The 21,489-nt window shown below is 72.0% G+C and carries 23 protein-coding genes; 18 read left to right on the top strand and 5 right to left on the bottom strand.

Annotated elements, in window-relative coordinates:
- Positions 1-63 precede the first annotated feature (63 nt).
- Complete coding sequence (locus IMZ35_RS26725; protein ID WP_199443966.1) at positions 64-243, top strand: hypothetical protein; 180 nt, start codon at positions 64-66, stop codon at positions 241-243.
- Positions 244-252: 9 nt separating this feature from the next.
- Here the strand turns inward: IMZ35_RS26725 and IMZ35_RS31980 are convergent, their stop codons facing one another.
- The gene (locus IMZ35_RS31980; RefSeq protein WP_199443965.1) at positions 253-1,035 is read right to left on the bottom strand and encodes an excalibur calcium-binding domain-containing protein; all 783 of its coding nucleotides are present in this window, start codon (positions 1,033-1,035) and stop codon (positions 253-255) included.
- A 100-nt stretch (positions 1,036-1,135) separates the two neighbouring features.
- A complete protein-coding gene (locus IMZ35_RS26715; protein WP_199443964.1) occupies positions 1,136-1,588 on the bottom strand; it encodes a DUF4442 domain-containing protein in 453 nt (150 codons plus the stop codon).
- 198 nt (positions 1,589-1,786) lie between these two features.
- Between IMZ35_RS26715 and IMZ35_RS26710 the strand changes: the two genes are divergently transcribed.
- From IMZ35_RS26710 to IMZ35_RS26695, 4 genes are all read left to right on the top strand, one after another.
- Positions 1,787-2,308, top strand: a complete 522-nt coding sequence (locus IMZ35_RS26710; RefSeq protein ID WP_199443963.1) for a MarR family winged helix-turn-helix transcriptional regulator — start codon at positions 1,787-1,789, stop codon at positions 2,306-2,308.
- 3 nt (positions 2,309-2,311) lie between these two features.
- Positions 2,312-3,979 carry an MDR family MFS transporter gene (locus tag IMZ35_RS26705; RefSeq protein WP_199443962.1) on the top strand — a complete coding sequence of 556 codons (1,668 nt, stop codon included), beginning with the start codon at positions 2,312-2,314 and terminating at the stop codon, positions 3,977-3,979.
- A 160-nt stretch (positions 3,980-4,139) separates the two neighbouring features.
- On the top strand, positions 4,140-4,475 hold the full coding sequence (locus IMZ35_RS26700; RefSeq protein ID WP_199443961.1) for a hypothetical protein: 336 nt from the start codon (positions 4,140-4,142) through the stop codon (positions 4,473-4,475).
- On the top strand, positions 4,465-5,502 hold the full coding sequence (locus tag IMZ35_RS26695; RefSeq protein ID WP_199443960.1) for a hypothetical protein: 1,038 nt from the start codon (positions 4,465-4,467) through the stop codon (positions 5,500-5,502). Before IMZ35_RS26700 ends, IMZ35_RS26695 begins: the two co-directional genes overlap by 11 nt.
- Positions 5,503-5,542: 40 nt before the next feature.
- Here IMZ35_RS26695 and IMZ35_RS26690 read toward each other — a convergent pair whose 3' ends face one another.
- Together IMZ35_RS26690 and IMZ35_RS32170 are read right to left on the bottom strand one after the other, a co-directional pair.
- On the bottom strand, positions 5,543-6,046 hold the full coding sequence (locus IMZ35_RS26690) for an inorganic diphosphatase (RefSeq protein ID WP_199443959.1): 504 nt from the start codon (positions 6,044-6,046) through the stop codon (positions 5,543-5,545).
- A 100-nt stretch (positions 6,047-6,146) separates the two neighbouring features.
- Positions 6,147-6,740, bottom strand: a complete 594-nt coding sequence (locus IMZ35_RS32170) for a pentapeptide repeat-containing protein (protein ID WP_199443958.1) — start codon at positions 6,738-6,740, stop codon at positions 6,147-6,149.
- Between the two features lie 1,087 nt (positions 6,741-7,827).
- Between IMZ35_RS32170 and dacB the strand changes: the two genes are divergently transcribed.
- From dacB to hpt, 4 genes are read left to right on the top strand one after another with little or no spacing between them, the layout of a single operon-like run.
- Entirely contained in the window at positions 7,828-9,474 is a 1,647-nt protein-coding gene (gene dacB, locus IMZ35_RS32165; RefSeq protein WP_368857030.1) for a D-alanyl-D-alanine carboxypeptidase/D-alanyl-D-alanine endopeptidase, read from the top strand.
- A 35-nt stretch (positions 9,475-9,509) separates the two neighbouring features.
- Complete coding sequence (locus tag IMZ35_RS26675; RefSeq protein ID WP_307868834.1) at positions 9,510-10,586, top strand: zinc-dependent metalloprotease; 1,077 nt, start codon at positions 9,510-9,512, stop codon at positions 10,584-10,586.
- A complete protein-coding gene (tilS, locus tag IMZ35_RS26670; RefSeq protein ID WP_199443955.1) occupies positions 10,583-11,530 on the top strand; it encodes a tRNA lysidine(34) synthetase TilS in 948 nt (315 codons plus the stop codon). Before IMZ35_RS26675 ends, tilS begins: the two co-directional genes overlap by 4 nt.
- Positions 11,531-11,545: 15 nt before the next feature.
- Positions 11,546-12,094: a hypoxanthine phosphoribosyltransferase gene (hpt, locus tag IMZ35_RS26665; RefSeq protein ID WP_199443954.1), complete on the top strand. Its 549-nt coding sequence runs from the start codon at positions 11,546-11,548 to the stop codon at positions 12,092-12,094.
- 79 nt (positions 12,095-12,173) lie between these two features.
- On the opposite strand, the gene IMZ35_RS26660 is transcribed toward hpt, so the two are convergent.
- Entirely contained in the window at positions 12,174-13,871 is a 1,698-nt protein-coding gene (locus IMZ35_RS26660; protein WP_199443953.1) for a substrate-binding and VWA domain-containing protein, read from the bottom strand.
- Between the two features lie 504 nt (positions 13,872-14,375).
- On the opposite strand from IMZ35_RS26660, the gene ftsH reads away from it, so the two are divergent.
- From ftsH to IMZ35_RS26615, 9 genes are all read left to right on the top strand, one after another.
- Entirely contained in the window at positions 14,376-16,652 is a 2,277-nt protein-coding gene (gene ftsH, locus IMZ35_RS26655; RefSeq protein WP_199443952.1) for an ATP-dependent zinc metalloprotease FtsH, read from the top strand.
- A 5-nt stretch (positions 16,653-16,657) separates the two neighbouring features.
- Positions 16,658-17,287 (top strand): GTP cyclohydrolase I FolE, encoded by a 630-nt coding sequence (gene folE, locus IMZ35_RS26650; protein ID WP_199444039.1) that lies wholly within the window; start codon positions 16,658-16,660, stop codon positions 17,285-17,287.
- Positions 17,284-18,114: a dihydropteroate synthase gene (gene folP / locus IMZ35_RS26645; RefSeq protein ID WP_199443951.1), complete on the top strand. Its 831-nt coding sequence runs from the start codon at positions 17,284-17,286 to the stop codon at positions 18,112-18,114. Before folE ends, folP begins: the two co-directional genes overlap by 4 nt.
- A complete protein-coding gene (gene folB / locus IMZ35_RS26640) occupies positions 18,111-18,488 on the top strand; it encodes a dihydroneopterin aldolase (RefSeq protein WP_199443950.1) in 378 nt (125 codons plus the stop codon). The genes folP and folB overlap by 4 nt, the downstream gene beginning before the upstream one ends.
- Entirely contained in the window at positions 18,485-18,991 is a 507-nt protein-coding gene (gene folK, locus IMZ35_RS26635; RefSeq protein WP_199443949.1) for a 2-amino-4-hydroxy-6-hydroxymethyldihydropteridine diphosphokinase, read from the top strand. Before folB ends, folK begins: the two co-directional genes overlap by 4 nt.
- Positions 18,992-19,045: 54 nt before the next feature.
- On the top strand, positions 19,046-19,909 hold the full coding sequence (locus tag IMZ35_RS26630; protein WP_199443948.1) for a helix-turn-helix domain-containing protein: 864 nt from the start codon (positions 19,046-19,048) through the stop codon (positions 19,907-19,909).
- The gene (locus tag IMZ35_RS26625; protein ID WP_199443947.1) at positions 19,893-20,078 is read left to right on the top strand and encodes a DUF397 domain-containing protein; all 186 of its coding nucleotides are present in this window, start codon (positions 19,893-19,895) and stop codon (positions 20,076-20,078) included. The genes IMZ35_RS26630 and IMZ35_RS26625 overlap by 17 nt, the downstream gene beginning before the upstream one ends.
- Before the next feature lie 32 nt (positions 20,079-20,110).
- A complete protein-coding gene (locus IMZ35_RS26620; RefSeq protein ID WP_199443946.1) occupies positions 20,111-20,563 on the top strand; it encodes a DUF3180 domain-containing protein in 453 nt (150 codons plus the stop codon).
- A gap of 50 nt (positions 20,564-20,613) precedes the next feature.
- On the top strand, positions 20,614-21,489 hold an 876-nt coding region (locus tag IMZ35_RS26615), incomplete at its 3' end, for a DUF6779 domain-containing protein (RefSeq protein ID WP_368857029.1).

Here is a 21,489-nt window from a genome sequence, read left to right as displayed (position 1 = left end):
GTTTCGATACACGGCGTAAGCGGAGGGGGAACGGATCGTCGCTCGGGTGAGGAGGGATGCCCCGTGCTCACCACGATCGCCCTGACCCTGCTGGCGATGCCGCTCGCCCTCTACGTCCGTCACCTGGGCAGGCGTCACTGGAGCAGGCGGTGCGCCACGCCGCGGGTCCGGGAGGGGCTGGTGCTCTTCCACCACGGCGCCCGCGACGCTCCGAGCGGCCGCTACCGCCTCACCCGCTCCTGAGCGCGTGCGCTACTCGCAGGCGATCCCGTCGCCGTCGCGGTCGAGTCCGCGGCGGTAGCCGGGGTCGCCGCGCCGCAGCGGCGTCACCCCCGCGGCGCGCGCCTCGCGGCAGCTGCGGAAGTGGACGGCGGCGGGCGGGGTCGGCCGGGCCGGTGGCCGGGGGGCGGCCCGCGTCGGCGGAGGAGCCGGGGCGGGCGGCGTGGTGACGGGTGGCGTGGTGGTGGGCGGCGGAGTGGTGGGTGGCGGGGGTGGTGGCAGCTCGTCGCGGCCGCCGCACGGGGCACCCCACAGGCCGTGCTCCGCCTGCGTGGCGACGGTCTGCGCCTCGGTCAGCGCGATGTCCGGGGTGGACCCGGCCCGTCCCGCTCCCCGGCTGACCGCGAGCACGGCGTAGTCGATGCCCTCCATCAGCAGCACGCGCGCGGTCTCGCCGTCGACCGGCACGACGCGGACCTCCTTGCCCACCAGGGAGGTCCGGGCGAACGCCGTCGCCTGCTCCGCCCAGCACGGGCCGGGCGCGGCGAGTCCGGCGATGCGGAACCGCGTGCCGTCCTCGCCGACCGCGGTCCGGCCGTCGACGACCTCGGCCACGAGGACCCTCGCCGGTTCCGGTGTCGGCGCAGGGGGCGGAGTCGTCGCGGGGGGAGGCGCGCTGCTGCCGGTGGGGGCGGAGAACCGTTGCGGCGCACCGCGTTCTCCGCCCGACACCATCCCGATGATCAGCAGCACGCCGCACACGCCGATCAACACCCAGGAGATGCGCAATCCACCGGGGAACCCCGTGCTGCTCACGAACGGAGCATCGCTCGACGGTGGTCGTCGCGTTACGCGAGATGGCGAATCTTCTGTCCGCGGGCGGCGCAGTTCACGTCGTGTCCACTCCGGACCCGGTTCAGCGGTGGGGGCGCAGCGTCCACAGGACGGTCATCTCGCCGGTGGTGACGCCCTCGGCGTTGGAGATGGTCACCCGCACGGGGAACTCCGGGCGGGTGCCCGCGTCGAGCTCGGCCACGACCTCGCTCACGGGACGGCCGAGCACGGCCTCCGCGCGCAGCGGGCCGTGCGCGACCTTGCGGTAGGCGATCTCCGCCCGCACCACGAGCGGCACGGCCCTGCCGAGGTGCTCTCCGAACGCGGCCACGACGATCGCGCCGGACGCCGTCTCGCCCACGCCGAACATCATGGCGGCGTGCGGACCGCCGACGTGGTTGTGCACCTCGGGGGCGTCGGGCAGCGTGGCGACCACGCGGTCCGCGGAGACCTCGGCGAACTCCACGCCGCTGGTGCCCACCCACGGCACGCTCTTCTTCATCGTCTCGCCGATGCCGTTCGTGTCCAGACTCATGCCCAGATGCTACCGGTCGGTAACTTCTGTCGGGTGAGAGTGGACGGACCTCGCGAATCGGGCAACGCTGCTGGTCATCGACCCGTCACGGCTCGTGGTGCGACCGGGGTCACCTGAAATTCATTTGCCGATATCACCCGAACGCGCGCATGCTTGTATCGCACAACTAGTTGGGTGGTGCAAGCAATGGGGAGTGCGATGACCAAGCCGGAGAAGACGGCGGCCGACGACGACGCCGGCACCGCTGCGCTCGCCGAGCGGATCGGCACGGCGATCGTCCGGCTGAACAAGATGCACGCCTGCATCGCTCAGCAGATGAGCAGGACCGGGATGGACAAGGCGTCGTTCGTCCTGCTGGCGACCTTGGCGACCCTGGGCCCGTCGCGGTCCAGCACGCTCGCCGAGGCCGTGTTCTCCGACCCGTCCACCGTCAGCAGGCAGGTCGCCGCGCTGGTCAAGGACGGGCTCGTGGAACGCAGGGCCGACCCCGACGACGGCAGGGCGAGCGTGCTCGCCGTGACCGACGACGGGACGCGCCTGCTCGCCGAGCGCCGACGGTGGCGCAACGAGGGCATGGTCCGCCTGCTCGCTCACTGGTCCGCGGAGGACCTGGAGGTGTTCACCGAACACTTCGAACGCTTCGTGCACGACTTCGAGGGCGCTGTTCCGGTTTTCATCGCTGAGCGCGGAGCGGGGCCGCGCTCAGGAGGGGAGAAGTAAGCAATGTCAGAATCGGTCGACCGACCGGACGCGGCACCACCTGCTGCCGCGATGCTCACCCACCGCCAGATCCTGACGGTGCTGTCCGGCCTCCTGCTGGGCATGTTCCTCGCGGCGCTGGACCAGATGATCGTCGCCTCGGCGATGAAGACCATCGCCGACGAGTTGCAGGGACAGACGGTGCAGGCGTGGGCCACCACGGCCTACCTGATCACCGCCACGATCACCACGCCGCTGTACGGGAAGCTGTCGGACATCTACGGCCGCAAGCCGGTGTACCTGGCCGCAATCTCGCTCTTCCTGCTCGGCTCGCTGGTGGCCGGCATCGCCGGTTCCATGTACCAGCTGGCCGCGTTCCGCGCGGTGCAGGGCCTGGGCGCCGGTGGCCTCATGTCGCTGGCCATGGCGATCCTCGCCGACATCACCTCGCCGCGTGAGCGCAGCCGCTACGCCGGCTACTTCATGGCGGTGTTCGGCGTCGCCAGCGTCGCCGGTCCCGTCGTCGGCGGCCTGTTCGCCGGCATGGACACGTTCCTCGGCATCGACGGCTGGCGCTGGGTGTTCCTGATCAACGTCCCGATCGCGCTGTTCGCGCTCGTCGTGGTCGCCAAGGTCCTGAACATCCCGCACAAGCGCGTCGACCACCGCGTCGACTACCCCGGCGCGCTCGCGCTGACCGTGGGCGTCGTGCCGCTGCTGATCGTGGCCGAGCAGGGTCGCGAGTGGGGCTGGGCCTCCGGCACCGCCATCGCGACGTACGTGCTCGGCGTGGTCGGCCTGGTGGTGTTCGTCCTCGTCGAGCGGCGCATGGGCGACGAGGCGCTGCTGCCGCTGCGGTTGTTCCGCAAGCAGACGTTCGCGCTGGGCAACCTGATCAACTTCGTGCTCGGCATCGGCATGTTCGGCGGCATGATGTCGCTCCCGCTGTACCTGCAGATCGTCAAGGGCGCCTCGCCCACCCAGGCGGGCCTGATGCTGCTGCCGATGACGCTCGGCATCATGACCGCCGCGGGGATCAGCGGCAGCCTGACCGCGAAGACCGGTCGCTACAAGATCTTCCCGATCATCGGGTTCGGCCTGATGGCCACCGCGCTGTTCGCGTTCAGCACCATCGGCACCGACACCCCGATCGCCGAGACGCTCGGCATCATGTTCTTCATGGGCGCGGGCCTCGGTCTGTGCATGCAGACCCTGCTCGTGGCCATCCAGAACGACGCCGAGCCGCGCGACATGGGCGTGGCGACGTCGTCGGCGACGTTCTTCCGGCAGATCGGCGGCACCGTCGGCACCGCGGTGTTCCTGTCGATCCTGTTCGGCGTCGTCGGCGACAGGATCAGCGACGGCCTGCGCACCGCGTTCGGCGACCCGGCCTTCCAGGCGGCGCTCGCCGAGCCGGAGAACCAGGCGTTCGCGCAGTCGATGCAGGACGGCGGCACGGGCGCCGACCTGAACAACACCGAGTTCCTCGAAGGGCTCGACCCGGTGCTCGCCCGGCCGTTCCTCGACGGCTTCTCCAGTGCGATCGACGTGGTCTTCCTCGTCGGCGGCCTGGTGACGCTGATCGGCTTCGCGCTGATCTGGTTCCTCAAGGAGGTTCCGCTGTCGAACAGGTCGGGCCTCCAGCGCGTCGAGGACGAGAACTCCGCGTCCGCGCTGGCCGGACTGCACTGACCGGGAACCGCCCGCTCGTGAAGCCCGCCTCCCGCGCTCGTGGGGAGGCGGGCTTCACCGCGTCGCGGACTGCTCCATCGCGGTGATGTCCTGGCGCGATCTGGCCACCCCGCGCTCCCACCTGGCTAGTGTGCGGCGAATCCCGTGATCAGGAGTTGCCGTGGATCACCTGGAAGACGACCTGACGGAGCACCAGAAGCGACTGCACGCCACGCTGGACCGGCTGGACGCGGCGCGGCCGGACAGCGTCGGCTACGCCCTGCTCGTCGACGAGATGGCGGCGTCCGTGGACGAACTCGTCGCGATCCGCCGCAGAGCGCTGCGCAGCACGTGGTCGCCCCAGCGCAGCGCGGGAGCGGCCGTCGCCGTGGTCGCGACCGCGCTCGTCGTGTGCGTGGTGATCGGGCTGCTCCCGGTGTGGACCCTGGTACCGGCCGTGCCGCTGGTGCTCGCCGGTGGTCACGTCGCGTGGGACGGGCCGTCCGGTGGACGTTGAGCTGATCAGGTTGCAGGGTGTGGTCAAGGGCCTCGCCAGGGACGTCACCGAGCTGGAGCGCTCCCACGCCCGCACGGACACCGCCGTGGCCAAGCTCGACGAGGTCGTGCCCGAGCTGAAGCGCAAGGTCGACCCGCTCGTCGGCAACGACACCAGGACGTCGTTCAAGGCCGTGCTGCGGCGACTGGGCGAGCTGGAGACCCGGCTCGGGGAGCACTCGCTGGACGACCTGAGCGAGCAGCTCGCCACGATCAGGAGCGACCTCGGCGGACTGGTCCGCAGGGTCGACGCGATGGCGGGGCTGCTGAACTCCGTCAACGGCAGGCTCAGCGCCCACGAGCGCCGCGACCGCTTCGCCGCGGAGATCCCGCAGGCCGACCTCGACGCCCTCGCCGCCGAGCACGGCCCGCTGTACCCGACGATCCGGCTCGCGCACGCCCTGCCGGTGGAACTGGCCGGCGTCGACCAGCTCCGGACGAGCGCCGACGAGGCCGACCAGCGGCTGAGGGCGTGCTTCGAGCGGGTGGAGCGGATGCGCGAACTCGCCCGTGACATGGGATTCCTGGAGGCGACGGACGGACGCGGCTGGCGTCGTGCCGAACGGTCCTGGGCCGCCGTGCGCAAGCGGGCGGCGGAGGGGCCGGACCTGGTGCGCGCGATCGAGGAGTCGAAGCAGGCGCACGTGCGGCTCGCCGCCGCCCTGGAGCGCGACCGCAACATCTCGGTGCAGTCGGAGCAGGGCGACCAGGCGTGGACGAAGCTCGTCGCCCTCCTGCGCGAGCGCCTCGACGACGCGCTGGTGGCGAACCTGCGGCTGCCCCGCTGGTTCGAGAACCGCCTCGGGCCGGGCGAACCGCGTCACGACCTGGAGGAGTGGCGGGACACGGCGGCTCAGGTGCTGGCCTACCGCTTCGCCCACGGCGTCACCGATCAGATCAACGCGCTGGGCGGCAGACCGGAGGAACCCACGGCCCGCCGGGCGCTGTACGACCGGCTCGACGAGCGGTGCGCCGCCGTCGGCCGCTGACGTCCCGGGTGGTCGCCGCCGGCGACCACCCGGGAGCGGGTCAGTGGTCCTCGCCGTTCGCGATCGCGTCCTTGAGACGCTGGTAGGAGCGCACGACCTCGGCCTCGGCCTCGACGCGGCCGACCCAGCTCGCGCCCTCGACGCTCTTGCCCGGCTCCAGGTCCTTGTAGACCTCGAAGAAGTGCTGGATCTCCAGGCGGTAGAACTCGCTCAGGTGGTGGATGTCGCGCAGGTGCTCCGAGCGCGGGTCCTCCGCCGGGACGCAGAGCAGCTTGTCGTCGCCGCCCTTCTCGTCGGTCATCCGGAACATGCCGATCGCGCGGGCGCGGATCAGGCAGCCGGGGAACGTGGGCTCCTGGACGAGCACGAGAGCGTCCAGCGGATCGCCGTCCTCGCCCAGGGTGTCATCGACGAACCCGTAGTCCGCCGGGTACTGAGTGGCCGTGAACAGGGTCCGGTCGAGCCGGATCCGCCCTGTCTTGTGGTCCATCTCGTACTTGTTGCGCACACCCTTGGGGATCTCGATGGTGACGTCGAACTCCACTGCGGTCCTCGCTCGTCTCTGCCTCGTCGTGCGGGCGCGCTTGAGTGCGGCACCCTCCGCCGTTACGCCACTAGTGTGGACTACGACCCGTCGTCCACACTCATCGCCGCCGCCCGGGCAGGGTGTGACATTGCCCGTAATGATCTGTGGAGGACCGCGTGCCGGACGAGCCGTCGTGGCCAGTCGATGACGACGACGCCGAGGAGACCACCGGTGGCTCACCCGTCGGAGGGACATCGGCCGGACAGTCGTCCGCCGACGACGCGCCTGCTGGCGAGGCGCGCGAGGAGGAGTCCGCGCCCGTGAGGCCGGAGTCCCCGGCGGTGTCCGAAGAGGCTCGACCGGAGTCCAGCGCTGAGAAGGACGCTCCGGTGAAGGACGTTCGGGAAGAGACGGTGCCTGACAAGGCCGCGCCCGAGAAGGCGGTTCCGGAGAAGGCCGCGGCCGAGAAGGCGGTTCCGGAGAAGCCGGTTCCCGAGAAGGCCGCGCCGGAGAAGGCGGTTCCGGAGAAGGCCGCGTCGGAGAAGGCGGTTCCGGAGAAGGCCGCGCCGGAGAAGGCGGTTCCGGAGAAGGCCGCGTCGGAGAAGGTGGCTCCGCAGAAGGTCGCGCCGGACAAGGTCGTAGCCGAGAAGACGGCTCCCGAGAAGGTTGAACCGGAGAAGGCGGCCGAGGGGTCGCAGGCGGGGAAGGACACCGCGCAGAAGGACACCGCGCAGAAGGACGGTCCGGAGAAGCCAGCCGTCCAGGAGTCCGCCGAGAAGTCCGAGGCGGGCAAGCCCGACGCGCAGAAGTCGGCCGTCGCGAAGCCGGACCCCGTGAAGCCTCCCGTCGAGAAGTCCCAGACGGAGAAGTCCCAGACGGAGAAGTCTCAGACGCAGAAGTCCGACGCGGCGGAGTCCGGGGGCGGGAAGCCGGAGGCGGGACGGACCGGTCCGCCGAAGCCCGAGTCGGAGAAGCCCGAGCCCGCTACCGGGAAGCCCGCTCAGCAGTCGCCCGCGCCGGACGAGAACGTGCCGTCGAAGTCCGGTGCGCGGGAGTCCGGGACGGCGACGGTCGCCCTGCCGAAGCCCGCTTCGGAGAAGTCCGGCGCGCAGCGGTCGGGGGCGGAGACGACCCTCCTGCCGAAGCCGGTACCCGAGAAGGCCGAGCCTGCGCAGCGGAAGCCCGATCAGCAGTCGCCCGCGTCCGGCGAGAGCGGGGCTGAGCCCGCGGCGGAGAAGTCCGCGGCGGAGGAGTCCGGTCCGGCGGAGTCCGGTGTGCGGCAGAGCGGGTCGGAGACGGCCGTTCTGCGCAAGCCGGTTCCCGAGAAGCCCGCGGCCGAGGAGTCCGGTCCGGCGGAGTCCGGTGTGCAGCAGAGCGGGTCGGAGACGGCCGTCCTGCGCAAGCCCGTTCCCGACAAGCCCGCATCGCCGAAGCCGGTGCCGGGCGAGCCCGCCTCGCAGGCGAGCGGCGTTCAGCAGCCCGCCGGCGAGAAGGCCGCTTCCGGTGAGGCCGGTAGCGGGTCGCAGACGGTGCAGGTGCCCCGTCCTCCGGCACCGCAGAAGCCCCAGCCCCGACCCCAGCGGGACGAGCAGACCCAGCACCTGCCGAAGCCGCAGGTCGAGCAGCAGAAGCAGGACCGGCGGCCGACCGAGTCGCGGACCGAGCAGCCGTCCGGGCAGCAGCGGCCACCCCAGCAGCAGCGGTCCCGTCCTCTGCCGCCACCCGCCGGGTCGGGGCAGTCGGCCCAGCCGCAGCGACCGCAGCAGCAGTCGCAGCGCCCGCCGTCCGATCAGCCGACCATGCGGATGTTGCCCGTCCGCACGCCGCCTCAGCAGCACCCGGTGCCGCCCTCCCCGCCGCGTGCCCAACCGGCTCAGCCCCAGCAGCAGCCGAGGCCCCTGCCGCGGGTCGACGCCGAGCAGGACCACACCCGGCCGACGCCGCCTCCCGGCCGGACACCCGCCGACGAGCCGGTCGAGAAGCCGGTCGAGAAGCCGGTCGAGAAGCCGGTCGAGAAGCCCGCCGCCGCGGGGCCGACGGGCAGCACGAGGGTCTGGACGAACCTCCGCAACCGCAGGCCGGTGCTCGTCGCCGTGGCGCTGGTCCTCGTGGTCGCGCTCGCGGGCGGCGTCGTGTTCGCGGTGAACTCCGGACTGTTCTCGGGCGACTCCGACCTCGCCACGCGGGCGCCCGCGCCGCCCGCCGACGTGCAGCTCGCCGTCCAGGCGGTCGACACCTCCGCGCCCGCGGCGACGGCTTCCGGCGTGGCCGCCGCACTGGCCGGGCCGCTCGGCAACAAGAACCTGGGCACGCTCGGCGGCCAGGTCGTCGACCCGGCCACCGGTGACGTGCTGTGGAAGAACGGCGAGACGACGCCGATGACGCCCGCGTCGAGCCTGAAGGTGTTCACGGCGGCCGCCGCGCTGCTGGAGATGGAGCACACGAGCACCCTCACGACGAAGGTCGTCGCCGGTCCCGACCCCGGCACCGTCGTGCTGGTCGGTGGTGGTGACCCCACGCTGTCGTCGCTGCCCGAGGGCGAGGAGACGGTCTACCCCGGCGCGGCGACGCTGGACGACCTGGTCGAACAGGTGAGGACGGCCACCGGCGGCTCGGTCACGAAGGTCCTCTTCGACGCGAGCCGCTACTCCGGGCCGTCCATGGAGCCGACGTGGGAGCACCTCGACATCGCCCTCGGTTCGATCTCCCCGATCGAACCGATGATGCTCGACGGCGGTCGCAGCGTGCCCACCAACGACACGAACCCGCGCACCGAGACCCCCGCGGCGGACGTCGCGGGCGAGTTCGCCTCGCGCCTCGGCGTCACGCAGGTCGAGGCCGGTCGCGCCGCGGAGAACGCGCAGGTCCTCGGCTCGGTCGAGTCGGTGCCGCTGAGCGCGCTCGTGGAGAACATGCTCCAGATCTCGGACAACGTGCTGGGCGAGGTCATCGCCAGGGAACTCGCGATCGAGACCGGCGGTCAGCCGACGTTCGAGGGCGGCGTGAAGGCCGTGCGCGACGTGCTGGCGAGGTCCTTCCAGGACATGCCGATGCCGCAGAACGTCGACGGCAGCGGGCTGTCCGCCTCCAACAAGGTGCCGGCCGAGGCGTTCACGCAGGTCCTGGCGATGGCCGCGTCGTCAAGGACGGACGACGACAAGGTGGTGAAGCTGCGTCCCCTGCTGACCGGACTGCCCGTCGCGGGAGGCAGCGGCACGCTCGCCGGTCGCTACCGGGCGCCCGAGGTCGCGGGCGGCAAGGGCTGGGTGCGGGCGAAGACGGGCTCGCTGACCGACGTGAACTCGCTGTCGGGCGTCGTCGTGGACCGCGACGGCAGGCTGCTGGTGTTCTCGTTCCTGTCCAACACCAGGAACGAGGCGAACGACGACGTCCGCCTCGCCCTGGACGGCCTGACCACCGCCCTCCGGTCCTGCGGCTGCGGATGAGCCGGACGCGCCGGGACACAAGTACGGTTGAGGACGTGAACACGGTTGCGCAGGCCCGTGAAGCACGTCCGGGCGAGGGGTCCACACCGGTGGACTGGGAGGTGGCGGCCGCGACGGCCGCCCGACTGGTCCGGCCGGGACCGGTGGTCCCGCGTGCCGAAGCCGACGTCGCGGTGAGCAGGCTCCGCGAGCTGGCGTCCACGGCCGAGGTGCACGTGCGCGAGGTGACCGGCCTGGGCGCCGGGCTGCCGCTGCTGCCCGGCGAGGTGGTCGACCGCCCGGCGTGGGTGCGCGCCGCCGTCGAGGGCATCGCCGTGCTCACCGGCACCGGGTCGCCCCGCGCCTCCGGCGGGTTCGGCGGTGTCCTGGCCAGCACCGCCGGCGTGCAGGCCGGTGTGGTCCTGTCGTTCCTCAGCGCGCGGGTGCTCGGTCAGTACGACCCCTTCGGCCGTCCCGACGAGCCCGGTGGGCGGCTGCTGCTCGTCGCCCCGAACATCGTCGCGGCGCAGCGCGCGCTGAACGTCCCGGCCGAGGACTTCAGCACGTGGGTGTGCCTGCACGAGTGCACGCACCGCCTCCAGTTCACCGCCGTGCCGTGGCTGCGCGACCACTTCGCGGCCCTGGTCGCCGAGATGATCACGTCGATGGACACCTCCGGCGGCGGCTCGCTGCTGCGGGTGCCCGAGGTCGTGCGCGAGCTGCGTCGGCGCTCCCGGAGCGGCGACGGACCGGTGGGCCTGGTCGAGCTGCTCCAGACGCCGGAGCAGAAGGTCGTCTTCGACCGGCTCGTCGCGCTGTCGACGCTGCTGGAGGGACACGCCGATCACGTGATGGACGCCGTGGGCCCGTCCGTGGTGCCGTCGGTGGACGTCATCCGCAGCCGGTTCACCGCGCGCCGCAGGGGCGGCGGTGTGCTCGACCGCGTGCTGCGCACGCTGCTCGGCGTCGAGGCGAAGATCCGCCAGTACGCCGAGGGCGCCGCGTTCACCGATCACGTGGTCGGGGCGGTCGGCATGGACGGCTTCAACGCGGTGTGGACGTCCCCGGAGACGCTGCCGACCCGCGCGGAGATCGCCGATCCCGCCGCCTGGGTGCGTCGCGTCGCACCGTGAGCCCGCCAGATCGGGCGGTCTCCGAGGTCCGCACGGCTGTGCGGCGCTTCCTCGCGGCCGCCGGTGAGCACCCGGCTCGCGGACGGCTCTCCGTCGCCGTGTCGGGAGGCGCGGACTCCCTGGCGCTCGCCGCGGCCACCGCGCACTGCGCGCGCCGGTCCGGTCGGCGGGTGCGGGCGCTGGTCGTCGACCACGGCCTCCAGGACGGCTCCGCCGAGGTGGCCCGCCGCGCCGCCGACGTGTGCGAGGACCTCGGCCTGACGGCGAGCGTGCTCGCGGTGCGGGTGGAGGGACCCGGCGGTCCGGAGGCGGCCGCCCGGCGTGCCCGCTACGCCGCGCTGCGGCCGGAGGAGGGGCTCGTGCTGCTCGGGCACACCAGGGACGACCAGGCCGAGACGGTGCTGCTGGGCCTCGGCCGCGGCTCCGGTCCCCGCTCCATCGCCGGCATGCGTCCGCTCGACCCGCCGTGGGGCCGTCCGCTGCTCGGCGTCTCCCGCGCGACGACGACGGCCGCCTGCGCCGCGCTCGGACTGCGCCCGTGGGTCGACCCGCACAACTCCGATCCGTCGTTCACCAGGGTGAGGTTGCGCACGGAGGTCCTGCCGCTGCTGGAGGACGTGCTGCGGGGTGGTGTCGCCGACGCGCTGGCGCGCACCGCGGCTCAGCTCCGGGAGGACGTCGACGCCCTGGACGCTCTCGCGGCCGCCTTTCCCGGCCGCCCGGACGACGTCGGGGCGCTGGAGGCTCTGCCCGCCGCGCTGCGCCGACGGGTGATCCGCTCGTGGCTGCTGGGTCTCGGCGTGCCCGAGTTGTCCGATCCGCAGCTCCGGGCCGTGGACGCGCTCGTCGGGCAGTGGCGCGGTCAGGGGGCCGTCCGGCTGCCCGGCGGCTTTGAGGCGCGGCGTGCGCATGGCACTCTTCGTGTCGACCCACCACAGTCATGACAGAGGAGATCGTCCGTGTACGACGGCGACATCGCCTCCGTGCTCATCACCGAGCAGGAGATCAACGACAAGGTCACCGAACTCGCGAAGCAGGTCGCGGACGACCACCCCGAGGACGGGGGCTCCGACCTCGTCCTGATCACCGTGCTCAAGGGTGCGGTCATGTTCACGACGGACCTGGCCCGCGCGCTGCCCGTTCCCGTGCAGCTGGAGTTCATGGCCGTCAGCTCCTACGGCTCGTCCACCTCGTCGTCCGGCGTGGTGCGCATCCTGAAGGACCTCGACCGGGACATCGCCGACCGCGACGTCATCATCGTCGAGGACATCATCGACTCCGGCCTGACGCTGTCGTGGCTGCTCAAGAACCTCGCGTCGCGCAAGCCCCGCTCGCTGAACGTCTGCACGCTGCTGCGCAAGCCGGACGCGATCAAGGTCGACGTGCCGGTCAAGTACGTCGGCTTCGACATCCCCAACGAGTTCGTGGTCGGCTACGGCCTCGACTACGCCGAGCGCTACCGCGACCTCCCGTACATCGGCACCCTGGACCCGAAGGTCTACAGCTAGGCCGGAGGCCGAGCACCGCCCGGCGCGTGGGGGTGCGCCCGGCGCACCCCCACCGCCGTCTCCGCGGGAGCGGCCGAGATCAGCAGTTCGGGCGGCAGCGGCGCTGGCCGATCGCGTCCAGGAGGACCGTCTGGATGTCCTCCGGGGCGAGGGCCTGGTAGGCCTTGCCCCCCGTCGTGGTGGCGATCTGCTGGAGCGCGCTCATGTCGGCCTCCGGACCCAGGCCCACCATGATCAGCGGGACGGGCTTGGCCGGGTCGGACTCGCTCCGGAGGGTCCGGATCAGCGTCGCCGTGTCGATGCTGGAGACGTCGTCGTTCTTGCCGTCGGTGATGAGCACGACGGAGTTGACCTTCGTGGGGTCGTGGCCCGTCTTCATCGAGCGGAACGCCGCCAGCGCCGTGTCGTTGAGCGCGGTGCCGCCGCCGACCAGGGCGGGGAGCTGCACGGCACCCTGCTGGAGCGCGTTGCGCCTGGTCACGGCTCCGAGCGGTTCGCCGAGCGGGCCGAGCGGCACCAGTTCGCGCCAGTCGTCCGGCGGGTTCTTGTCGGTCGAGAACACCCACAGGCCGATCTGCGTGGTGTCGGGCAGCAGGGCGAGCGCGGTCAGCGCGGCGTCCCTGGCCACCGCGATGCGGGTCTCGCCGTCGGGCATGGGGTCGGTCATCGAGCCGGACACGTCGAGCACGGCGAGCATCCGCGAGTCGAGGCTGATGGCTCCCCACGTGCGCAGCAGTTCCGACACCTGGTCCGGTTCGGGCTGCGGCAGCACGGTCACCCGGCCGCCACCGACACCGTCGTGCTCCTCCGCGATGTTCTGCGGCGGGTTGCCGTCGGCGTCGCGGAACCCGGCGTCGGTGAACCGCTGGCGGGTCTGCGCCGACCGCAGCGCCTCCTCGAAGCTCGCCGCGGCGCTGCCGGTGCCCAGCGCCTCCGACTGCCGGACGACGCGCACGAGCGGGTAGTCGAAGTTGATCGTCCCCTCCTGCGCGTAGGAGGCGACGACCCGGCGGGTGCCGGACTCGCGGTTGGCGGCGATGACGGACTGCTCGGTCGTGGTGAACACCGGGGCGTTCTCCGCACCCTGCTCGACCTCGCTGAACGCGTCGCGCACGGACGGCAGCGCCGTGCGGCCCACCCGGTACAGCGCGCCGATCAGCTCGGGCTTCGGCGTGCCGTCGGGGTTGCCGAGCAGCCCGCGGATCACGGCGAGCGTGGCGAGTCCCTCGGTGGCCAGCGTCGGATCGCTCAGCGTCACGGACACCGACGGGTCGACGACCTTCTGCCAGCTCACCGTCGTGACGGGCCAGCCGAGCGCCGTCATCGCCCCTTCGGAACCGGCCATGACCAGCGGGGAGGTGGCCAGGGACTCCTTGACCTCCAGCTTGGGGGCGTCGGTGCCCACCTCGGAGGCGGAGCGCTGCGCCTCCGACGCCCACATCGAGGAGTCGGGCACCCACAGCGACGGCGGGTTGATCTGGGCGGTCGGCAGGTCCTCCGCGACGTCCGCCGCGTTGCGCGCCTCGATCTGCACCTGCACGCACCGGCCGTCCACGGTCGGTTGCGCCGCCTCGTACTCGTCGGCGGCCCGGCGGACCACGTCCTCGGCGGCGGGGGCCACGGCGATCTTCAGCGGCAGCGTCCCCCGGCAGTCCGGACCGGTCGTGGCGCGCAGCGCCACCACCGTCACGCCGGCGGCCGCCACGACTCCGAGCAGGGCCCCGACGGGGAGGGCGACGCGTTTCAGGAATCCAGTGGGCTGGTGGCTAGGTGACATACCGTGAGTACCTTCAGTCGATGATTCACTCTTCCGGACGGCGGCGGGCGTGCGTCAGGCGCAGAGAATCGCACGTGCGATCATGCGGACCGACGGAGAGTGGTCTGCGTCACTCCACATGGCCGACAGGTCGTGTCACCGCCCTAAAACTGAAAATTCTTCATGAGTGTGGCACCGTCGCGCCGGAAGTTCACCCGAACCGTCTCGTCACGGCCCACCCGCACCCGCGCTGAGCTGCGGTGCCGCCGTGCGGTGCCGTCGCGTCCCGTCCCCGCGCCGGGCGGCCCGGTGTCGGCCGTCACGCGGGGGAACCGGAGGCGTGTTCCGCCCGTTGTGGGGTGCAGACGGACACCCGGTCCGATCGTCCACGCGGTGAACGGTTGGGTCCGGCCGCCGGGCGGTACGCTGGTCCGACGGGTGTGCCCGTGAACGGGGAGCGGTGGGTCGACCACCACCCGACATGCAAGTCAGGGAGGGTCGAGGCCGCCTCACGGCCGTAAGTGAATGGACCGCAAGCGCCTGCTTCGCAACCCGCTGCTGTGGATCGTGGCGGTGTTTCTGATCTACTACTTGTTCTCCGTGCTCCTGGACGACACACGGGGCTACCACTCCGTGAAGACCTCCCAAGCGCTCGAGCAGATCAGGGAGGGCAAGGTCAAGGAAGCCACCATCGAGGACAAAGAGCAGCGCATCAAGCTGACTCTCAACGACGGTGTCAACCTCGACGGCCACTCCCAGCTCATGGCCCAGTACCCGGCCAGCTCGACGGACGAGGTCTTCACCATCCTCGACGAGGCGAGCAACGACCCGGCGGTCGAGACCAAGGTCAGCCAGGACAGCTTCCTGGTGCAGATACTGCTCTACCTCGTGCCCCTGGGCCTGCTGCTCCTGCTGCTCATGTGGATGATGAACAACGCCCAGGGCGGCGGCAACCGCGTCCTGAACTTCGGCAAGTCCAAGGCCAAGCAGCTCTCCAAGGACATGCCGAAGACGACCTTCGCCGACGTCGCGGGCGCGGAGGAGGCCGTCGAGGAGCTCTACGAGATCAAGGACTTCCTCCAGAACCCCGGCCGCTACCAGGCGCTGGGCGCGAAGATCCCGAAGGGCGTTCTGCTCTACGGGCCGCCGGGAACCGGCAAGACGCTGCTCGCGCGCGCCGTCGCCGGTGAGGCCGGAGTGCCGTTCTACTCGATCTCCGGCTCCGACTTCGTGGAGATGTTCGTCGGCGTGGGCGCCTCGCGCGTCCGCGACCTGTTCGAGCAGGCCAAGCAGAACGCGCCCTGCATCATCTTCGTCGACGAGATCGACGCCGTCGGCCGCCACCGCGGCGCCGGCATGGGCGGCGGTCACGACGAGCGCGAGCAGACGCTGAACCAGCTCCTCGTGGAGATGGACGGCTTCGACTCGCGCGGCGGGATCATCCTCATCGCGGCCACCAACCGGCCGGACATCCTGGACCCCGCTCTGCTGCGCCCCGGTCGCTTCGACCGGCAGATCCCGGTGTCCGCGCCGGACCTGAAGGGCCGCAAGCAGATCCTCCGGGTGCACGCCAAGGGCAAGCCGTTGGCCGCGGAGGCGGACCTCGACGGCCTGGCCAAGCGCACCGTCGGGTTCTCCGGCGCCGACCTCGCCAACGTCATCAACGAGGCCGCGCTGCTCACCGCCCGCCACAACGGCACCGTCATCGACGGCGCCGCCCTGGAGGAGTCGGTGGACCGGGTGATCGGCGGTCCGGCCCGCAAGAGCCGGATCATCTCCGAGAAGGAGAAGAAGATCACCGCGTACCACGAGGCCGGGCACGCCCTGGCCGCGTGGGCCATGCCGGACATCGACCCGGTCTACAAGGTCACGATCCTCGCCCGCGGGCGCACGGGTGGGCACACCCTGTCCGTCCCCGAGGAGGACAAGGACCTGATGACCAGGTCCGAGATGATCGCGCGGCTGGTGTTCGCCCTCGGCGGCCGCTCGGCCGAGGAGCTCGTGTTCCACGAGCCCACGACCGGCGCGTCCAACGACATCGAGCAGGCGACGAAGATCGCCCGCGCGATGGTCACCGAGTACGGCATGAGCGCGCGGCTCGGCGCGGTCAAGTACGGCCAGGAGCAGGGTGAGCCCTTCCTCGGCCGCACGGCCGGCCGGCAGGCGGACTACTCGCTGGAGGTCGCGCACGAGATCGACGAGGAGGTGCGCAAGCTCATCGAGGCCGCGCACACCGAGGCGTACGAGGTGCTCAACACCTACCGCGACGTCCTCGACGACCTCACGCTCGAACTGATCGAGAAGGAGACGCTGCACCAGAAGGACCTGGAGCGGATCTTCGCCAGGGTCGAGAAGCGTCCCCGGATCACCCAGTTCAACGACTTCGGCGACCGCACGCCCTCGGACAAGCCGCCGGTCAAGACCCCGGCCGAGCTGGCCAGGGAGCGCGGCGAGCCGTGGCCGCCCGACGCGCCGGCCGAGGAGCCGCGTCAGGAGGAGGAGCCGATCCCGGTCGCGACCCTCCCCGGCGCGCAGGACGTCCCCGGTGAACCGGCCGGTGCGGTGCCCGTCGCGCCCAACGGGTCGACGCCCGCGGCGAACCCGAACCCGTACGCGACGCCGAAGGCGGCCAACCCGTCGGGCCCGCCGAACTACGGCGCCCCTCCGGGGTGGACGCCGGCGACGGCGCCCGCGAGCCAGCCGGCTCCGTGGACGCCCGCCTGGGAGCCGAAGAAGGACGAGCCGAGCGACACCGACGCGACACAGCGCTCGTTCGACACCGATCCGGACAACCGCAGGTGACCGAGATCGTCAGCGGTGCGAACGCCGGTCTTCCCGATGGGGAGACCGGCGTCTCCGCGCGGAGGGCCTTCGACCACCCGCGCGCCGAGGCCGCCATCCGCGAACTGCTGCTCGCCTGCGGTGAGGACCCCGATCGCGAGGGCCTGCGCGACACACCCGCGAGGGTGGCGCGGGCCTACCGCGAGCTGTTCGCCGGGCTCTACACCGACGCCGACACCGTGCTGGCGAAGACCTTCGACGAGAGCCACGAGGAACTCGTCCTGGTCACCGACATCCCGATGTACAGCTTCTGCGAGCACCACCTGCTCCCGTTCCACGGCGAGGCGCACGTCGGCTACATCCCCAACGAGCAGGGCCGCGTGACCGGGCTGTCGAAGCTCGCCCGGCTCGTCGACCTCTACTCCAAGCGTCCCCAGGTGCAGGAGCGGCTGACCTCGCAGGTCGCCGACGCGCTGGTGCGCAGGCTCGAACCGCGCGGCGTGATCGTCGTGGTCGAGGCCGAGCACCTCTGCATGGGGATGCGCGGTGTCCGCAAGCCCGGTTCCCGCACCACGACCTCCGCGGTGCGCGGGGTCCTGCGCACCTCGGCCTCGTCGCGGGCGGAGGCCATCGCCCTCATCAGGGGCCGGTCGTGACGCTCCCGAAGCCGGGTCGCTGCGCGGTGGTGGGCGTCGTCAACGTCACCCCCGACTCGTTCTCCGACGGCGGTCGCTACCTCGACCTCGACGACGCCGTGGCGCACGGCGTGGCGATGCACCGGCGCGGCGCCGACCTGGTCGACGTGGGGGGCGAGTCCACCCGGCCGGGAGCCGAGCGGGTCGCCCCCGAGGTCGAGGCGGCGCGAGTGGCCCCGGTGGTCCGCGCCCTGGTCGCCGAGGGGGTGCCGGTCAGCGTGGACACGATGCGCGCGCGGGTGGCCGCCGCCGCCCTGGAGGCGGGCGCGACCGTCGTCAACGACGTCTCCGGCGGGCTGGCCGACCCGGACATGGCCGGGGTCGTCGCCGGGGCCGGAGTGCCGTGGGTCCTCATGCACTGGCGCGGGCACAGCACCGAGATGGACTCGCTCGCGCACTACGACGACGTCGTGATCGACGTGCGCGACGAACTGCTGGCCAGGGTCGAGGCGGCGCTGGCAGCCGGCGTCCGCGAGGAGAACGTCGTGCTCGACCCCGGTCTGGGGTTCGCCAAGCGCGCCGAGCACAACTGGCAGCTGCTGCACCGCCTGGACGAGCTGGTGGACCTCGGGTTCCCGGTGCTGGTCGGCGCGTCGCGCAAACGCTTCCTGGGCACGCTGCTCGCCGGTCGGGACGGCACGCCGCGTCCGCCGTCGGGCCGCGAGGACGCCACGGCGGCGGTGTCGGCGCTGTCGGCGTTCCACGGCGCGTGGGGCGTGCGGGTGCACGACGTGGACCGTTCGCTGGACGCGGTGGCCGTGGCCGGCGCGTGGCGGGCCGCGCGATGAGCGACCGCATCACGCTCACCGGGCTGCGGGTCCGCGGGCACCACGGCGTGTTCGACCACGAGAAGCGCGACGGCCAGGACTTCCTGGTGGACGTCACGGCGTGGCTGGACCTCACCGGGGCGGCGGAGACCGACGACCTCGCGCAGACCCTGCACTACGGCGAGCTCGCCGAGCGGGTCGCCGCGATCGTCGGGGGCGAGCCGCGCGACCTGATCGAGACGGTCGCGGGCCTGATCGCGGACGAGGTGCTGACCGACGAGCGGCTGCACGCCGTCGAGGTCACGGTGCACAAGCCGTCCGCGCCGATCCCGCTGACCTTCGCCGACGTGTCGGTGACGATCCGGCGGTCCAGGCGCGAGGTGCGCGGGCGGTGAGCAGGGCCGTCCTGTCGCTCGGCTCGAACCTCGGCGACCGGCTCGGGTTCCTGCGCCTGGCGGTGGAGGGCTTCGCCGACGTGGCGGTGGCCGTGTCGCCGGTGTACGAGACGGCCCCCTGGGGGGTGCTGGACCAGGACGACTTCCTCAACGCGGTGCTCGTGGTGTCGTCCCCGGACGTCGACGCGCGGGGGTGGCTGCGGCGCGGGCAGGAGCTGGAGCGCCGCGCCGGGCGGGTCCGGGAGCGCCACTGGGGACCGCGGACCCTCGACGTGGACGTCGTCTCGGTGGACGGCATCCTTTCGAGTGATCCGGAATTGATTTTGCCTCATCCGGGTGCACACGATCGGGCAACCGTGCTGATTCCCTGGCACGACGTTGACCCGAATGCCGCAGTGCCCGGACGCGGAAGTGTCGCTGATCTGCTGGTGGGAGTGGACACCGCAGGAGTGCGTAGGCGGGATGACCTCATCCTGTCCATTCCATTGATTGGTGACCGTTAATACATCCGAAGGATGACCCGAACGGTGGCACGGGGTTTCCATTATTCTCCTCGCATGGGGACGTACAAACCGAATGTGCGGGAGCGGCTGGTCGCGCGGTGCTTGGCCAGCTGGCGCTGGGAAACCGGCAAGTCGGGGGCCGAGGTGTCGCGGGAGGTGGGGTTCTCCCAGGCCAAGCTGAGCAAGCTGGAAAACGCCTACCACCCCATTCGCCCGGAGGACGTGAAGGCGCTGGGCGAGGTGTACCGGGTGCCGGAGCCCGATCGCGACCTGCTCTACCGCGCCGCGGAGCGCGCTCTCGTGCCGGGCTGGTGGGAGGACGAGACCGCGGACGCGCTGTTCGAGGCGGTGCGCGAGTACGTGGAGCTGGAGTCGGAGGCGAGCCTGGTCCGGGCCTACAAGTCGGACGTGCTGCCGGGTCTGGTGCAGACCCGCGCCTACGCGCTGGCGCTCGGCCGAGCGTGGTTGCCGCCCCAGCCGGAGGAGGTGGTCGAGGCGCAGGCGCGGGTGCGGCTCAAGCGGCAGGAGCGGCTGGACGACGTCGACCACCCCCTGGAGGCCCGGTTCGTCGTCGCGGAGGGGACGCTGCGCCAGGAGGTCGGCGGACCGGCCGTGATGGTGGAGCAGTTGCACCACCTGCTGGCGCTCGCCGGCCGGGAGAACGTGACGGTTCAAGTGGTTCCGTTCTCCTGCGGCGCGCACGCGGCCCAGGGTTCCTCCTTCAGCGTCCTGTCCTTCGCCGACAAGCGGTTCGAGGACGTCGTGTACCTGGAGAACCTGAACTCCGGCCGATACGTGGAGACCAGGTACGGCAGGGAGCCGTACGTCGTCAATTTCAACGCCTTGCAGGAGGCCGCCCTCGACGCGGACGCTTCCGTGAAGCACATCGTGGAGGTGGCCGATGAACTGCGAGTCTGAACTCCGGACCGCCGAATGGCGCAGATCGAGTCGCAGCAACGCGGGCAACGAATGCGTCGAGCTGAGCCGTTCGCGTGATTTCTGCGCCGTGCGCGATTCCAAGCACCCGGACGGCCCGGTGCTGGTGTTCGGCGCGGAGGCGTTCGCGGCGTTCCTGCGCGGCGCCTGAGCCCGCTCCCGGCGGTGGGGCAGGATGGGGGAGTGAGGTTCACCAGGATCCGCGACCTGCTCGTCGCCGGGGTCGTCACCGGACTGCTCGTGCACCTGCTGCTGCGCGTCGCGTACGGGTCGCTGCCTCCGCTGCCCCGGCTCGCGGGCGTCACGCTGCTCGTCATCGCGCTGGTGGACCTCGTGCTGGCGTTCGTGCTGCGCGCCCGCATCCAGCGCAAGCCCGGCAGCGAGCCCGTCGACCCGATCACGGCGGCGCGGGCGGTGGCGCTGGCGAAGGCCTCGTCCGTGCTCGGCGCCGTCATGCTCGGCGCGTGGGCCGGTGTGCTGATCTACGTCCTGCCCTCGACCGGTGACCTCGACGCGGCGTCGAACGACCTGGTGAGCGCCGTCGTGGGGATGGTCTGCGCACTGGCGCTGATCGGCGCGGGGCTGTGGCTGGAGCACTGCTGCCGCACTCCGCGCGATCCGCACGAAACGAGGTGAACACGTCCTCGGAGGTCTCGGTCGCATAACTCCCAGGTACCGTGTCAGCCATGAGCGGCCGTGGCACGTCGACCGACGACGATCGGAACGACGACGGCCGTGGGTCCGGACGACTGCTGCTGGTGGCTGCACTGGCGCTCGCCCTGGTGTCCGCGGCGGTTCTCGTCCTGAGCGACGACGCGAGGCTCTTGCGCCTCGCCGTGGTGTCCGCCCTGTGGGCCGCCCTCGTGGGCGCCTTCCTGGCGGCGCGCTACCGGCGGCAGGTCGCGGAGCGGGAGGACGAGGTCGCCGATCTCCAGTCCGTCTACGAGCTGGAGCTGGAGCGCGAGGTCGCCGCCCGGCGCGAGTTCGAGCTGGAGGTCGAGAACGAGACCCGCCAGCGCATCCAGGACGAGTCGCGCGACGACCTCCAGGCGCTGCGCTCGGAGCTGCGCACGCTGCGGGAGAACCTGGAGGCGCTCCTCGGCGGCGAGGTGCTCGTCGAGCGCGTCGCGCTGCGCGCCGAGTCGACCAGGATGCGCTCGCTGTCCGACCAGTCCCGGCTGACGCCGGCCGACGACAAGCGGATCATCACGGCCGGTCCGGCCAGCGCCAAGGCGGCCGAGCGCAAGGCGGCGGAGCGCAAGGCGGCGGAGCGCAAGGCCGCCGAGCAGCGGAAGCTCGCGGAGAAGAGGCCGGCGAACGACCGGACCGAGCTGATCGAGCGGGTCGTCGACGAGCCCCAGCGCCGTGCCGAGCCGCAGGTGCGGCGCGAGCCGGCCAAGCCGGAGCCCGTCCGGCGCGAGCAGCCCGCCCGCGCGGAGGCTCCGCGCCGCGAGCAGCCCGCCCGCGCCGAGGCTCCCCGTCGCGAGCCCGCGCGTCCCGACCCCGTCCGGCGCGAGCAGCCGGCCCGCGCGGAGGCTCCGCGCCGCGAGCAGCCCGTCCGT

Source organism: Umezawaea beigongshangensis (genome assembly GCF_016464305.1).
Classification (GTDB): domain Bacteria; phylum Actinomycetota; class Actinomycetes; order Mycobacteriales; family Pseudonocardiaceae; genus Umezawaea_A; species Umezawaea_A beigongshangensis.
This window is presented reverse-complemented; position numbering and strand designations above follow the sequence as displayed.